Annotated in this window: 14 protein-coding genes; all 14 read right to left on the reverse strand. The window is 36.8% G+C overall.

Annotated elements, in window-relative coordinates:
* Nucleotides 1-267: 267 nt before the first annotated feature.
* Nucleotides 268-1,599, reverse strand: coding sequence for a UDP-N-acetylmuramoyl-tripeptide--D-alanyl-D-alanine ligase (locus DOK78_RS00610; protein ID WP_207871723.1), 1,332 nt, complete (start codon nucleotides 1,597-1,599; stop codon nucleotides 268-270).
* Nucleotides 1,600-1,659: 60 nt separating this feature from the next.
* Nucleotides 1,660-2,733: a D-alanine--D-alanine ligase gene (locus DOK78_RS00615; RefSeq protein ID WP_207871724.1), complete on the reverse strand. Its 1,074-nt coding sequence runs from the start codon at nucleotides 2,731-2,733 to the stop codon at nucleotides 1,660-1,662.
* Between the two features lie 141 nt (nucleotides 2,734-2,874).
* Nucleotides 2,875-3,324, reverse strand: coding sequence for a YaiI/YqxD family protein (locus tag DOK78_RS00620; protein WP_207871725.1), 450 nt, complete (start codon nucleotides 3,322-3,324; stop codon nucleotides 2,875-2,877).
* Nucleotides 3,325-3,383: 59 nt separating this feature from the next.
* Nucleotides 3,384-4,565, reverse strand: coding sequence for a MalY/PatB family protein (locus tag DOK78_RS00625; RefSeq protein WP_207871726.1), 1,182 nt, complete (start codon nucleotides 4,563-4,565; stop codon nucleotides 3,384-3,386).
* Nucleotides 4,566-4,580: 15 nt separating this feature from the next.
* Nucleotides 4,581-6,140 carry a maltose/glucose-specific PTS transporter subunit IIBC gene (malX, locus tag DOK78_RS00630; protein WP_207871727.1) on the reverse strand — a complete coding sequence of 520 codons (1,560 nt, stop codon included), beginning with the start codon at nucleotides 6,138-6,140 and terminating at the stop codon, nucleotides 4,581-4,583.
* Between the two features lie 103 nt (nucleotides 6,141-6,243).
* A complete protein-coding gene (locus tag DOK78_RS00635) occupies nucleotides 6,244-7,014 on the reverse strand; it encodes a MurR/RpiR family transcriptional regulator (RefSeq protein ID WP_207871728.1) in 771 nt (256 codons plus the stop codon).
* Between the two features lie 99 nt (nucleotides 7,015-7,113).
* Nucleotides 7,114-8,115 carry a sugar kinase gene (locus DOK78_RS00640; RefSeq protein ID WP_207871729.1) on the reverse strand — a complete coding sequence of 334 codons (1,002 nt, stop codon included), beginning with the start codon at nucleotides 8,113-8,115 and terminating at the stop codon, nucleotides 7,114-7,116.
* A gap of 19 nt (nucleotides 8,116-8,134) precedes the next feature.
* The gene (dagF, locus tag DOK78_RS00645; protein WP_207871730.1) at nucleotides 8,135-8,875 is read right to left on the reverse strand and encodes a 2-dehydro-3-deoxy-phosphogluconate aldolase; all 741 of its coding nucleotides are present in this window, start codon (nucleotides 8,873-8,875) and stop codon (nucleotides 8,135-8,137) included.
* 1 nt (nucleotide 8,876) lies between these two features.
* Entirely contained in the window at nucleotides 8,877-9,986 is a 1,110-nt protein-coding gene (locus DOK78_RS00650; RefSeq protein WP_207871731.1) for a DgaE family pyridoxal phosphate-dependent ammonia lyase, read from the reverse strand.
* On the reverse strand, nucleotides 9,970-11,076 hold the full coding sequence (locus tag DOK78_RS00655; RefSeq protein ID WP_207871732.1) for an amidohydrolase/deacetylase family metallohydrolase: 1,107 nt from the start codon (nucleotides 11,074-11,076) through the stop codon (nucleotides 9,970-9,972). Before DOK78_RS00655 ends, DOK78_RS00650 begins: the two co-directional genes overlap by 17 nt.
* A gap of 9 nt (nucleotides 11,077-11,085) precedes the next feature.
* Complete coding sequence (locus tag DOK78_RS00660) at nucleotides 11,086-12,174, reverse strand: DUF871 domain-containing protein (protein WP_207871733.1); 1,089 nt, start codon at nucleotides 12,172-12,174, stop codon at nucleotides 11,086-11,088.
* Nucleotides 12,171-12,413 carry a hypothetical protein gene (locus DOK78_RS00665; RefSeq protein WP_207871734.1) on the reverse strand — a complete coding sequence of 81 codons (243 nt, stop codon included), beginning with the start codon at nucleotides 12,411-12,413 and terminating at the stop codon, nucleotides 12,171-12,173. Before DOK78_RS00665 ends, DOK78_RS00660 begins: the two co-directional genes overlap by 4 nt.
* A gap of 45 nt (nucleotides 12,414-12,458) precedes the next feature.
* Nucleotides 12,459-13,751, reverse strand: coding sequence for a PTS sugar transporter subunit IIC (locus DOK78_RS00670; RefSeq protein ID WP_207871735.1), 1,293 nt, complete (start codon nucleotides 13,749-13,751; stop codon nucleotides 12,459-12,461).
* A 116-nt stretch (nucleotides 13,752-13,867) separates the two neighbouring features.
* Entirely contained in the window at nucleotides 13,868-14,569 is a 702-nt protein-coding gene (locus DOK78_RS00675; RefSeq protein WP_207871736.1) for a GntR family transcriptional regulator, read from the reverse strand.
* Nucleotides 14,570-14,614: the final 45 nt, after the last annotated feature.

Below are 14,614 nucleotides of genomic sequence, written 5' to 3' on the forward strand. Positions count from 1 at the left end.
ATTTATTTAATCATTTCTCACCGAAAAACCACTTCTTGAAGGCATTAGAAAAGGCTAGAACAAACGATACTTTGCTGTTGTCTAGCCTCATTTTGAATTTATAATGATAGGATCATTTCTTTTTTATCTAAACCGCAACCGGCTTAGGTTATCAGTTATTCCAATTTTTTCTTCATCTTTCGGCACTTAAACAGTCTAACATAGGTTGAAAATTTCAGCAAGTTTCCACGCTTGCTTACAAGAAATTTCTTTTCCAGTTACTTTTCTTTATAACTTGGCAACAACCTCTGCTAATCCCATGCCATTACTACCTTTTAAGACAATGCTGTCTGTTGGCAATAAATCGGCTTTAATTTGCGCTATTAAGTCTTCTTTTTGATTAGGTTCAAAATAATACACCTTGCTGCTTACAGCATCATGTAAAGCTGACATCTCTTCACCATACAAGTATACGATATCATAGTTGTTGCTAAGATGATCGGCCATTTGACGGTGCATTGCTTTTGAATCAGGACCTAATTCAAGCATATCTGCTAATACAGCTAAGCGACGACCAGGTAAGTCTAACTGTCCAAAACTATCTAGGACTAAGCCCATCGCCGTTGGATTGGCATTGTACACATCGCTTAAAATATCTGCACCATTCGAAGCTTTTAACCACTCGGTACGATTTTTAGTTAGTTTAAATTCAGCTAAGCCCGTAGCAATTTGTTCGGTTGTTAAACCAAAGTAACGGCCAAATCCATAAGCAATTAAAGCATTTTTGACATTATAGCCACCTAAAACTGGAATACGGTATTCATTACCATCAATCATAAACGTCGTTTCTTCTTTGGTTTCATTTAAAATTTCACCACGAATGGTTCCTTCGCTTAATCCAAATGTCGCAAGTTGTTGCGTCAAATCGGCGAACAATGGCTGTAAGAGTGGTTCATCACCAGGAATAATCAACAAGCCATCTTCTTTTAAGCCATCGACAATTTCCATTTTGGCAGCAGCAATCCCTGCACGTGAGCCTAAGTGTTCAATATGAGCTTCCCCAATTAGAGTGATGGCTGCTGCATCTGGTTTAGCTAATTTTGATAAGAAAGAAATTTCACCGGCATGGTCCATTCCCATTTCTAAAATTAACATTTCCGTGTCTATCGGCATATGTAAAATCGTATAGGGCATTCCCAAATCGTTATTGTAATTTCCTTGCGTTTTATACGTACGGAATTTTTGTGCCAACACTGATTCTGTCATATCTTTGGTTGTTGTTTTACCGTTACTGCCCGTAATTGCCGCAAGTTTAGGTGCCACTTTTTGTTGGTAATAGACAGCAAGTTGTTGAAAAGCTTGGGTGGTATCTGTTACAGGCAACACAGCTATATCCGTTGGTGCCTCCGAAAGATCGTTGCTCCATAAAGTCGCAACTGCGCCTTTAGCGATTGCTTGTCCAATAAATTCATGTCCATCACGAGCACCAGCTAACGGAACAAATAAGCTACCTTCTTGAATTAAACGACTATCAAATTCAACACTAGTTACCACCGCTTCTGAATTTCCAACCAATGAAATCTGCAACGCATCTGCGATTTCTTTTACTGTTAACTTCATGTTCTTCTCCTTCATATAAAAACAAGGCATGTCGAGTTTGCTCGATGATGCCTTGTCGATTTATTTCATCTCTGTTAGAAAGCTTTGGCGTTGCTCATATCGTTTTACACCTAATTGAATTAATTCTTCAATTAAATCACCATACTGCAAACCTGTTTCGCTCCACAATGATGGATACATACTAAATTGAGTAAAACCAGGCATTGTATTTAATTCATTTAAGAATAATTCATTTTTATTCGTCAGGAAGAAATCGCAACGACTTAAGCCGCTACCGCCGAGCATTGTATAAGCAAGTTTTGCATATTCTTGGGCTTTTTCTTGCACTTCATCAGGAACTTGTGCAGGAATTTGCATCACAATGTTGTTGTCGATATATTTTGAGTTGTAATCATAAAAAGCAACATCTTTAACAATTTCACCCGCCATTGTTGTGCGCACATCTTCATTTCCTAAAATCGCTACTTCAATTTCACGAGCTTCAATACCTTGTTCAATGACTGCACGAGTATCGTATTTGTAAGCTTCTTCTAACGCATTTTGTAATTCAACGCGATTTTCCGCTTTTGAAATGCCCACACTTGATCCCATATTCGCCGGTTTAACAAACATTGGGTAACGTAAAGAACCTTCACATTGTTCAAAAATTTGTTTTGGATTTTCTTTCCATTGATTTTTCAATACTGGAACATAAGGAACTTGTGGAATGCCTGCTGAATGCAAGATATATTTCGTCATAATCTTGTCCATGCCACAAGCACTTGTTACAACGCCAGCACCAACATACGGCATCCGAATTGTCTCCAAGAAACCTTGAATCGTACCATCTTCTCCATTTGGACCATGTAATAAAGGAAAGACAATTGCATCGTCTTCTTTAATATCTCCTGGTTGAATCAATGTTCCTGTAAATTCGCCTGCTTCACCTGTCGCTGACCAAGTTAAGTGTAATTCTTCTGGTGCTGCGGGTTTGTCAGTTAACAAAGGCCCTTTCACCCATTGTCCATCTTTTGAAATAAAGACGAGTTGTACTTGATAATAGTTGTAGTAAATAGCATTAAGTACAGAAAAAGCTGATAAAATAGATACATCATGCTCTGCACTTTGTCCGCCGTAAAGTAAAATAATTTTCAACGTTTTTCCTCCTGTGTTTAGAGTCACATTTCACGTATGATTCTCACATATTTTAGCACAAAATAATACTTTGTCACATCATTAACTGTTATTTTGCGAGTCTTCTCACTGAATTTTTTGCCATGCTTTCATTTAATCAAATTACTCACAATAGTTTCGGATATTTTGTTCTAGAATTTGATAAAAATGTTGACGATCATTTTTAGTAAAGGCTTTGGGTCCCTTGGTTCGTTTCCCAGCTTTACGCATTTGCGTCCCTAGATAGCGTTGTGCCAATAGTTGATCGATTGTTTCTGGTAAATATTCTTTTCCTGAATGATGAAAAACGCGTACTTTTTTTGGTAAAACCAACGATGCCAAGCCATAATCTTGGGTAATCAAAAGATCGTTGGGTTGAATTTCTTTCACAATTTGAAAGTCTGCACTATCTGCGCCTTTATCAACATAAATAAACCGAACAAAATCAGGATACTCTTTTGTTGTATAATGATCGACACTCGTGACAATTAACACGGGCAACTTAAATTTTGCACCTAATTGAATCACTTCTTCTTTAACCGGTGAACCATCACCATCAATTACTAAACGCATTTTCTCACCTACTTTACTTTTATTATAGAAGTTTTTGAAAGAAAAAACCACCAGACTTTTTATCTAGTGGTTTGTTTAAGATACTGAATACTTTTTTCGAGACGCTCCAAGCCATCGAACACCTTTGCTTTAGGACAGCCAATATTTAAACGTAAAAATGACTGCCCATTCCCACCATAGACACTGCCATCCATAATGGCAACTTTGCCAATATCAATTAGCGCTCTTTGGAGTTCAGTCATATCTACGCCTAATTGGCTAATGTCTAGCCACATTAAATAGGTCGCTTCAGCAGGAATAATCTTTATTTCAGGAATGTTCTGTTGAATAAAAGCAGTGACCATCGCAATGCTTTCATCTAAATAATTGTTTAATTCATCTACCCAATACCCACATTCGTCGTATGCTGTCATCGTTGCCAACATTCCTAGCGTACTTGCAGAAGAAAGCCCATCTTGATTTTTTAAAGCCAATTGAAACTGGGCACGTACTTGTGCGTCTGGCAAAATGGCGTACGAAAAAACTAACCCTGGAAAATTAAATGTTTTAGAACCGGAACTAACTAACGCTATTTTTTTGTTAGAAAAATTAAGAATTGGCTGATGTGTCACTCCTTTTCGCAAGACGTCCATGTGGATTTCATCTGAAATCAAAAAAACCTCATACTGTTCACATAATGCGACAATTTTTCTAAGCTCTTGCGTGGACCACACCCGTCCAGTAGGATTGTGTGGCGAGCATAATAATAAAATTGTATTGTTTTTTTGTGCTAATTTTTCTTCCAAGTTCTGAAAGTCTATCGTATAACGATTCTCTTGATAGCAGAGTGGATTTTCAACCACTTGTCGGTTATTTCCCTCAATCACTTTAAAAAAAGCATCGTAAGCAGGTGTTTGAACAACCACACCCTCATGTTCTTTTGAGACCAATTGAATTAACTTAGAAATCGAATAAATAACAGATGGACTATACATGAGCCACTCTTCATTAAGCGGCGTATCAAAACGGTTTTGATACCATTGACAGACACTACTTTTAAAGGTGGTATGATTCCAACGAGTATACCCAAAAACTGGATGCTTTAAACGTTGTGTAAGCACCTCAATAACTTCTTGAGGCAATGCAAAATCAGTATCAGAAATCGTAAATGGCAAAAGATCAGCGACACCAAAACGGTCTTGAACAAAATCCCATTGGGTACAAAAAGTTCCTTTACGATCTATGATGTTATCAAAATTCAAAATTATTCCTCCTTGTTAAAGCAATTCATCTAGCGCATTACGCACTGTCGTTACTTTGGTCCCAATAATCACTTGAACATTTTTATCATCTAAATGAACAATTCCTAACGCCCCAAGCTCTTTTAAACGAGCATCATTCACTAAGGTTCCATCTTTTAATACCAAACGTAAGCGTGTAATACAATTATCTAAAGACTCGATATTTTCAGTACCACCCAAAGCAGCTAAAATTCCTGTTGCATCAAAACTGCCTTTTTTACTATAGTTTACTTCTTCATTAGAATATTCCGTTGTATCAATGACTTCTTCACGTCCAGGAGTAGCTAAATTTTTTCGGACAATAACAAACTTAAAGACAAAATAATATATTGCAAACCAAAAGGCTCCCACAATCAAGACTAGCCACCATTTCGTATAGTTGCCTTGCATAATACCAAAGATTAAGAAGTCAAGAACGCCACCATCTGTATTACCAATCGTAACGCCTAATAAGCTCATCACCATAAAACCTAGACCAGTCATAATCACATGGAAAATCCATAAAAACGGACTAACAAATAAAAATAAAAATTCAATCGGTTCAGTAATTCCTGTAACAAAAGTTGCAATCACTCCTGAAATCAATAAGCCTTTGATTTTAGCTCGATTTTGGGACTTCGCAGTATGATACATCGCTAATGCCGCTGCCGGTAATCCAAACATAAATGTTGGCATCTTTCCTTGCGAAAGAAAAGCTGTCGCACTTGGACTGATAGGTAAATTATTCTGCAATTCCGCATAAAAAATATTTAATGCACCAAACACTTCATTGCCATTGATAATTGCTGAACCTCCTGCTTCGGTAAAACGAATCATCGATACTAGGATATGATGCAAACCAAAAGGCAATAACAAACGCTCGCCTGAACCAAATAAGAAAGGCCCAAATGCGCCAGCTTTTTGAATGGCTAATCCAATTGTAGTAATGACCAATGCAAAAATTGGCCAAATCACTGGAATTAAAAGACCAATAACCGGCATAACGAGTGAAGTGATGATAGGCACAAAACGTACGCCTGAAAAGAATGCAAAGCTATCAGATAATTGAATCGTATAAAAACGTTTATGCAGTTGATAAACGACTAACCCTGCAATAATCCCGCCAAGTACGCCCATTTCAATTGTTTGAATCCCAAAAACCATTCCTTGACCTGCTTCACGCAAATTTTCAGGGTCAGCCAAGCGTCCAGTTTCTTGCAAATAGAAATTAATGGTTAAGTTCATAATGACATATCCAACAAAACCAGAAAATGCGGCTACGCCTTTTTCTTTACGTGCAAGACCTAATGGAATCGCCATCGCAAATAAAACAGGTAAATAGCTAAAAGCAAAACCTCCGACAGTCGACATTAAACGAAAAATAATTTGTAAGAAATGATTACCTAAAAAAGGAAACGCATCAATCGTTGCTTGACTTGAAAACGAACTTCCTATTCCTAATAAAATCCCCATAAATGCTAATAATGCGACTGGTAACATAAATGTTTTTCCTAAACCTTGAAAAAATTCCCAAGCACTACCTTTTTGCTTTTTCATAGAATAAACTCCCCTCAACTTTTGGTTACCCTTATTTTAGGTAATCTATCCATTTTGACAAGCGCTTTCAAAAAAATGAATGGAGATACATACGTTTGTATCTTCATTCGTGAGAACTTCTGCCAGCCAGTTGAATTAATAGAATATCTAAAATAGCCGATAACGAAACTCTTGAGCTTAAATCAACTTCTTCAAAATAAATCATATCTACTGATGCTTGTAATGTATGAGTAGCAAGCGTTTCTAAACGGCTATTTTCCGTACCCACAATTGCTAAAACCGGTACATTATTTTGTTGTAAATTCAAAGCATATTCAATAATATGAATTGTTTCTCCACTATTACTAACAATAATAGCTAAATCATCACAACTTAAACTTTTAGAAACTGCTTGTTGTTCATCCCAATCAATTCTGGCATTTGCTTTTTTTCCTAGAAAAGTTAGTTTTCGTGCGGCTTCAATACAGTTTGGTAAACTCCCGCCTACGCCAAAAATCTCAATCACTTTAGCATGATATAAGGCATCAACAATTTCTTTGATTGGCGCTTGTTGTAATAAACGAAGTGTCTGGGATAATTGAAGTTGGATTGATTGTGACAAACTTATGATGCTTGGATTCGTTAGTTCACGCTCACCACGTTCAGTTTGACTATACTGAGCAATAGCATATTTTAATTCTTGAAAACCTTTAAACCCCAAATGTTTAGCCGTACGTGAAATAGTCGCTGTCGATAGAAAAAGTTTCGCTGCTAACTCATCAATTGTTAATTGTTTTATTTCTGTTGGATTACGTAAAATATAGTCAAACACTTGCTTTTCTAATTCACTTAATTGTGGACGCTTTTTCTGTAATTTATTGATAAGAGATTGCATAACTTACTCCTTTTTTTCACTCAGTATAGCATGAAGAAAAAAATAAAATAGCAATTACTTCAACAATTTTCGTTCATTTGTTGAAATAATTGCTATTGATTAACGGATTAAATCTAAGCCTGGATAATCCATAATTTGTTGAATTTGTGCGCGTGTTGTCAAGGGAACATCGCCTGATAAGGTATGAGCTACTACTGCATTTGTTGTCGCAAATTCAGCGGTTTTTTCTAGCGACCACTTTTCTGCATAGCCCAATAAAATACCTGCTGCATACGCATCACCTGCGCCAATTCGATCTAATACTGTAAGTAATTTTGGTTCCGTCTCGTAATGTGCGTTCTTCGTGATGATTCTACCACTAATATACGGTTTTTCAGACATTGTGGTACGCTGCGTCCCAGCAAACCACTCCACCTCATAATGCGCCAAAAATCGTTGAATATAACGAACATTATCTTCATTCGCTTCTTTAGGTATTTCGAGTAACTCAAGTAAATCTCTCGATGTTCCGAATACAAGGTCACAATAGGGTAAAATCGCTTCGTAACGTGCTTTCATCAAGGCCTTTTTACCTGCTTCGGTATTTAGACTTGGACGAAAATTAAAATCAAAGCAAACTTTTTTTCCTAGTTGTTTAGCCTGCTGGGCAAGCGCGCATGCTGTCTCCCACGTAGCATCGGTTAAACTTAAGGAAATCCCACAAATATGAATCAAATCAACAGTTTCCAAAAATTCCTTGATTAAATAATTGGTTACAGTAGAAATACCAAATGAGCTATTATGGCGATTTTGATAAGTTACATAGGTTGGACGTGAACCAAAACCTACTTCGGCAAAATAACTACCGATGTGATTGTGATATTTACCTACAAAGTCTGTTTTCAACCCAAATTTACGTAAATTAACAATTGCCGCATCCCCTAAACGATTATCAGGGACATTCGTTAACAGCCAAGTATCCAGTCCGAAATGAGCTAAGTTGCCCAAAATATTGACACCCGTTCCTGTATAATCCATCCGCAATGAGTGTGTCTGTTCAAGTAAACGATATTCAGGAGGAGTGAGACGAAGCATTACTTCGCCATAAGCACCAATTTTCATATTTTTCCCTCCACAATGATTATTTCAACGTGTTTTTTGCCATCGCTAATAAGGTTTTCACATCTTCTGGTCGTGTGTCGCCTGTTGCTGAGTCAATAATTGAACTATATACATGAGGGATAATTTTTTGCACACCGGCATCTACAGCGATTTGAACAATTTCTTCAAAATTCTCTAAATCAATTCCGCCCGTTGGTTCTAAATAAAAATCATGTTCTGCACATGCCTTGGCTACTGCTTCGTATTCCTCTTTATGCGCTAAACCTTTCATCGGAAAATATTTGATTGAACTTGCCCCTAAATCTTTTAATAACGCAATGGCAGTTGCTAAAGGTACTTCTGCCGGAGCTTCTTTGGAACTTAACGGACCTGTCGCAATGTTCACATAGCCTACTTTGCCAGTTGGCGAAACCAAAGCATTGATAATTGTTTCTTCTTGACCTAATAATGCCCGTGAAGTTGCTGCACCAGTAAAGACTTGATTAATGTGTTGTGGTTGTAAGACACTTGAAATTCGTGAAACCATTTGGCTTTGATTTGGATCGCCAGCGCCTAAACCGACCGATAATGCGTTGTTCGTTGCTGCTTGATATTTTTTCATATCTTCAATGGCATTTTCATCTGTATCATAGTTTTTTGATAAAACACCTAAAATCACGTGACCTTCTGCTGCTTCATAACATTCTTTCGCATTTTCGACAGAGTTTGCCAATACATTTAAACAGATTCGATTTTCTAAATAATTAGGGGTTAATGACATATTAATCCGCTCCTTTTTCATCCATAATTTGTTGTAAACGTGTTACAATTTTTTTCATTTCTTCTGTATTCACAGAACGAATATCAAATTCAATAATTCCGTTATTGGCTTGGTACTCTCGCGTATACACTGCGGGATTTTGCGCTTTTAATTCCGCAATAACTTCTTTCGCTGTTTTTTCCCCAAAGACTTTTACACTTGCTCGGTAAATATCGCGACCAGCGCCATCTTGAACGACATTCGCTGTTAAATTAGTAATTTGATTGAGGTCTGTGATAAACGGTGCTAACCGTTCTTTCATTGAAGCACCTTGCTCACTACCTTGTGCCACATAATCGGCAATTGCCTGGGTAAAACCTAGGATATTGTCCTTACCGATTTTCATTGCTCGGCCAATGCCTTTGCTTTGTAGACGTACCCATGAAACCAGCTCTTTTTTACCAATGACTAAACCAGCACTAGGACCTTCAATTGCTTTAGCTCCTGAGTAGATAACTAAATCCGCACCAGCTACCATATATTGAAATAAGTCTTCTTCTGCTGCGGCATCGACAATCAATGGCAAGTGATGACGTTTGGCAACCTCAGCTGCTTCCGCTACTGATAGCATACTTTTTTGAACAGTGTGATGACTTTTAATGTACAAAATAGCTGTTGTCTTGTCAGTAACCATCATCTCTAGGTGATCGGCTGTGCACATGTTCGCATATCCGGCTTCAATCACTTGTCCTCCACCTTGATTGACCATTACTTCTACAGGTGTCCCATAATCAACATTATGGCCTTTAGGTAAGATAATTTCTCTTTTTGCTATGCTCGCATCATAGGGATGATACACATGAAATAAACTGCCCTGTCCAATAACAGCCGCTACTGCTTGAGCAATCCCAGCTGAAGCAGAAGAAACAATCTGTGCATCTTCTACCTGTAGTAAATCAGCGATATATTTTCCTGTTTGAATCGCTAACTCTTCCATTTCAAAAAAGTGTTCGCCACCAAAACGTTGCGCCTCTAAAACATTTTCAGATACTTTAGAGACACCTAAAATAGTCATTTTACCAGAAGCATTAATCACTTCTTTTAAACCAAACGTATTATAGTTCATTGTCATAAATTTCTCCTCCAATAATTGTGTGAACAGGTTTGATTTGTACAGGAGTAATCCGAGTAAACCCATTAGAATCTACAAGCTCTTTATCTTCTTCAAGCAACTCAAAAATCGTTAAATCTGCATCAAACGTTTCTTTTAACTGCCCTTTTGTTGTTAAATGGAAATTTTTTGCTGGGGCAACTGTCACTTTCTCAATGATTTCTTCCCAAGAATAACCAATCACATGTAATTTTTCCATAGTAGTGGCTAAATCATAGACCGGACCATTTTTACGATTTCGAATATAAATATCCGAACTGATTGAAGTTGCTTTGATGCCTTCTTTTAAAGCAGTCTCGGCGACAGTGAAATTGAAGCTATCCGTGCCATGACCAATATCAAAGACAATACCTTTACGATATGCTTCCCAAGCTATCGGCTTAATCGTATTGTCAGTAGCCAAAATACCATTTTCTTTACCATTAAAACAATGCGTTAATACATCGCCTTGTTCCATGACTGCTAAAATATCAGCTAGCTCTGGAGGTGCTGAACCAATGTGAACCATTAAGGGGACATGATTTTTCTGCTGAATTCTTTTAGCCAATTCTAAAGGCGTAATGCCATTTTCACCAATGACTGTTTTACTCATCCGAGCTTTAATGCCAACAATAAATTCAGGAAATTCTTTTAATGCTTGGGCTACTAATTCTTCCTTGATTTTAGATAAATCAGCTAGTTCATCTTGTTCGACAATTCCCCACTTAGAAATATTGAGTAGCGCATAGACATTTGTTTTGGCTTGTTGGGCCAAATTGTAGAAACGACCAATATTTTCTGCTCCTGTCGTTCCTGCATCAATCACAGTGGTCACACCTTTTTCTACACCGATTTGATCAGGATAATCATAATATAAACTCATTTCTTCAAAACAATGCACATGATCATCAATCCAGCCAGCAGAAAGATACTGCGATTCCTTTAAATAAAGTGTTTCTTTTGCTTCCTCGGTAATTACCGAGGCAATTTTTACTATTTTACCTGCTTGAATGCCAATTTCTAACATTTGATTGGTTATCATTTTAGCATTTTTTATTACTAAATCTAACATATATTCACCTTATTTCTCTGTAAATTTAAATTTAGACCAAGGATGAATGAATGGTAATAACAAATGTTCGACATCAATAATCTGTCCTACTTTATTTTTACGAGCATCTGCATGCGGCTCTAAAACCACTTGTAATTCATTTTTGTATTTCCCAAACGTATCATTCCCAATCACAATATCCCCTACTTGGAACTCGCTGGTATTGTCATGTGGTGAATTCGAATCTTGTTTATATTTTTTGCGAACTTCTGTTGAACGAACAACTTGGTGCGTAATATCTCCGCGACGATAATGCTGTTCATTTAGTACAATCGCTTTTTCTACTTCATTAATCCCCTCTACAAATTCAATAGCAAAAGCTGTTTGGTAACGATTAACTTGACTTAATGCCTCTAACTCCTCTTCTGAAGCATACGCATTTCCAATAATCACATCATCAATTAAATTTGTTGCAAATAGATGCTTCGCCGCAACTTCCACTGGCAAATGGCGGTGAATTTCTAAGGTAGGTAGCCCATCATTAATGTCCCACGGGCCAACTTCACCCACTTGTGACGTGATAAACGCTGCAGTACGAATGCCATGATTTTTAAAACGTTGACTACATTTTTCAAAGAAATCATAAGGCAATGCCGTTCCTTCTTGTGGATAAAAATTATGGCAACCATATAAATAAGGCGTGTTTGCTTGGTAAGTTAAAATATTATCCAAATAGGCGACATCATTACTCATATTCAACTCAACGGCTAAACCAAAAGGATTGTAAGTGAGCATCGCTTCTTTATTTCCGTCAAAACCCAAATCTAAGCGAATTCCGTCTGCCCCTAATTCATGGAAAAATGTCATATCATCATACGAAATTCCTAGCTCTTCAAAAATATTAGGCGCGACATCTAAGATTGTTTCAAAACCTAACCCTTTCGCATAAAAAATTAACTCTTTAAACTTTTTGGCAACAACTTCTTTGCCTTCTGTTACTTCTAACATACTCATAAAAATTCGGCTAAAGCCATATTTTCCAGCTAAAGCAATATATTCCTTATCTGCTTGTATATCACTGTGATCGGGATAAACCGAAATACCTAGTTGTCGTTTCATATTTTTCCTTGCTCCATTTCTGCATATTTTTGTTGGAATCGATATAAAATCGTTGAACTACCTAGAATCGTAGTTGTTAGAACACCTACTGCTCCAAACACAATAGACACTAGAATAAGACTTATGACTAGCATTAAAATATAACGGAACTTCACTTGATTGCATTTCGTTCCCAATGAACTTTTCATTAATAAAATTTGACTGCCAAAAAATAGGCAAAGAATATAAATCATAATCATTTTTTTCACCAAAGAGGATAGTGGTTAGCTATCCTCTCTCCTTTTTTATTCTGATTCTTCTGCTTCACGTGCTAATTGTTGTTTTTCAAAGACTTTAAAGAATGGATAATAAATAGCTAGCGTGATAAAGAAGTTCACTACTACTAAGACTCCTGCTGCTACACTCCAGTTAGTACTCATCCACGCCGCAATCGGTGCAGGAATCGCAAAACCTAAACGAGCAGCCATCATTGGGATAACACCAGAAACAGTCAAAAAGTAAGACAAAGTTGTCGTTACTAATGGCGCTACAAGAAACGGAATACCCAATATCGGATTCATTACAATTGGTGCTCCGAAAATCACTGGTTCATTAATATTAAAAATTCCCGGTAAGATAGATAGACGGCCTAATTGTTTTAAATATTTAGATTTTGAGAATAAGAACAATACAACGAGTGCTAATGTCGTTCCAGCTCCACCAATCCAAACAAACCATTGTAAAAATTGTTCTGTAAAAATATTTGGTAAGTCATGGGCGTTCCCTGTTGCTTGGAAAACGTCCATATTTTCAGCAATTGAAATATCCCAGAATGGACGAATAACTGGACCCATAATTGCCGGTCCATGAATTCCTAATACCCAGAAGAAACAAATTAGAAAGACTGTCAACAAACCGCCGAATAGACTATTGCCTGCTAAGACATCTTTAAATGGCATCAATAAATTACTCAAGAACGCATTGATATCAAATCCGATTAAATGACGAATTGCCCAGAATAAAATTAAAATTGCTCCACCAGGAATTAATGCCATAAAGGAATTGGTTACTTCCGGTGGCACACCATCGGGCATTTTGATAGTAATATTTTTGACGATAAAGAAACGATAAATTTCGACAGATAATAAAGCTGTTACAATTGCACCAAACAATGAGCCAGAACCTAAATTCGCAATATTAATGAAGCGACCGGCATCAATAATTCCTTCGACTGGTTCGAAGACTCGCAAAGGAGGCGCTGCTGTAATTAAAAAAGACATAGTTGCTAAAATACCAGATGTTAACGCATCCAATTTATAACTAGATGCTAATGAAGACGCGATTCCAAATGTTGCATACAATGCTAATAAGCCCACTGTATAACGGAAAGGAATATCTAACACCTCACGATAAGGCTCAATCATTGCTGCTACCGATTCAATTGGGAAATTTAACAGAATCGTAAAAAAGGAACCCACAATCGTTAAGGGTAATGTCGCAATAATCCCTTTACGAATCGCTACCATATGACGTTGCATCCCAACTTTATTAGCAACAGGCATCAACTTTTGTTCAATAAAACCTACAAAACCATTCATTACTTGACCTCCATATTATATCATTATAATGTTTACGAATGAATAGTAACATGGAAACATTTTTTTGTAAACGTTTTTCGACAATAAGTTTGAAATCTTATTGTCGAAAAACTCGATTATGTTTCGTATTCGATATAATATGGTTGTTTCGCTGTATTGTAAATCGCTTCAGAATATTCAACCACTTTCCCATATTTATCAATTGATTGACGGATACGTAAAATGGCTAATGCTTCATTCGTTTGCAACTTTTCTTTTTGCTCATCAGAAAGCATAATCGCCGAAAAAGAATCTTCAAAAGAATTCAAGTCATATCCTTTTTGATTCATCAAACGATACAACGACTCCTCTTCAAACTGTTGCTTAGGAATAGATGATAAACTCGTCGGCATATAATGAGTAAAATAAATGTACGGTTCATTATCTAGCGAATATAATCGTTCCAAGCAAAGTGCTTCTTCACCAAAAAATTCATACGCCGGATGTGTCGTTGGTAAATTTACTTTTTGGACATGTAAGGTCGTTTTGGTCACATTTAAGTTTGATTTTTCAAGAATTTGTGTAAAACTAACAGCTCGAGAAAGTCGATTGTAAGGACGGTCACTTAAAACAGTTGTTCCTTTCCCGCTTTTTTTCTGCACATATTCATCTGCTGCTAATAACTCAATTGCTTTTCGAATCGTAATTTTACTGACATTAAATAATTCCTCTAATTCAGTTTCTGTTGGCAACATACTTCCCACTGGATATTTTCCAGAAAAAATATCTTCTTTTAGTTGATCGGCAACCTCTAAATATAACACCCGATTTCTTTTCATATTTTCACCTTCATTATCGATATTTATTAAGCATACCACGCTAAG

It is taken from the genome of Enterococcus sp. DIV2402 (assembly GCF_017426705.2).
GTDB lineage: Bacteria > Bacillota > Bacilli > Lactobacillales > Enterococcaceae > Enterococcus_F > Enterococcus_F lowellii.

Excerpts from the sequence above, each read along its gene's own strand:
- DOK78_RS00670 (WP_207871735.1), bottom strand. The coding sequence starts at position 13,751 with ATGAATGGTTTTGTAGGTTTTATTGAACAAAAGTTGATGCCTGTTGCT.
- DOK78_RS00640 (WP_207871729.1), bottom strand. The coding sequence starts at position 8,115 with ATGAAAATTGGTGCTTATGGCGAAGTAATGCTTCGTCTCACTCCTCCT.
- DOK78_RS00635 (WP_207871728.1), bottom strand. The coding sequence starts at position 7,014 with ATGCAATCTCTTATCAATAAATTACAGAAAAAGCGTCCACAATTAAGT.
- DOK78_RS00655 (WP_207871732.1), bottom strand. The coding sequence starts at position 11,076 with ATGTTAGATTTAGTAATAAAAAATGCTAAAATGATAACCAATCAAATG.
- DOK78_RS00610 (WP_207871723.1), bottom strand. The coding sequence starts at position 1,599 with ATGAAGTTAACAGTAAAAGAAATCGCAGATGCGTTGCAGATTTCATTG.
- DOK78_RS00660 (WP_207871733.1), bottom strand. The coding sequence starts at position 12,174 with ATGAAACGACAACTAGGTATTTCGGTTTATCCCGATCACAGTGATATA.
- DOK78_RS00665 (WP_207871734.1), bottom strand. The coding sequence starts at position 12,413 with ATGATTATGATTTATATTCTTTGCCTATTTTTTGGCAGTCAAATTTTA.
- dagF (WP_207871730.1), bottom strand. The coding sequence starts at position 8,875 with ATGTCATTAACCCCTAATTATTTAGAAAATCGAATCTGTTTAAATGTA.
- malX (WP_207871727.1), bottom strand. The coding sequence starts at position 6,140 with ATGAAAAAGCAAAAAGGTAGTGCTTGGGAATTTTTTCAAGGTTTAGGA.
- DOK78_RS00675 (WP_207871736.1), bottom strand. The coding sequence starts at position 14,569 with ATGAAAAGAAATCGGGTGTTATATTTAGAGGTTGCCGATCAACTAAAA.
- DOK78_RS00650 (WP_207871731.1), bottom strand. The coding sequence starts at position 9,986 with ATGACAATGAACTATAATACGTTTGGTTTAAAAGAAGTGATTAATGCT.
- DOK78_RS00620 (WP_207871725.1), bottom strand. The coding sequence starts at position 3,324 with ATGCGTTTAGTAATTGATGGTGATGGTTCACCGGTTAAAGAAGAAGTG.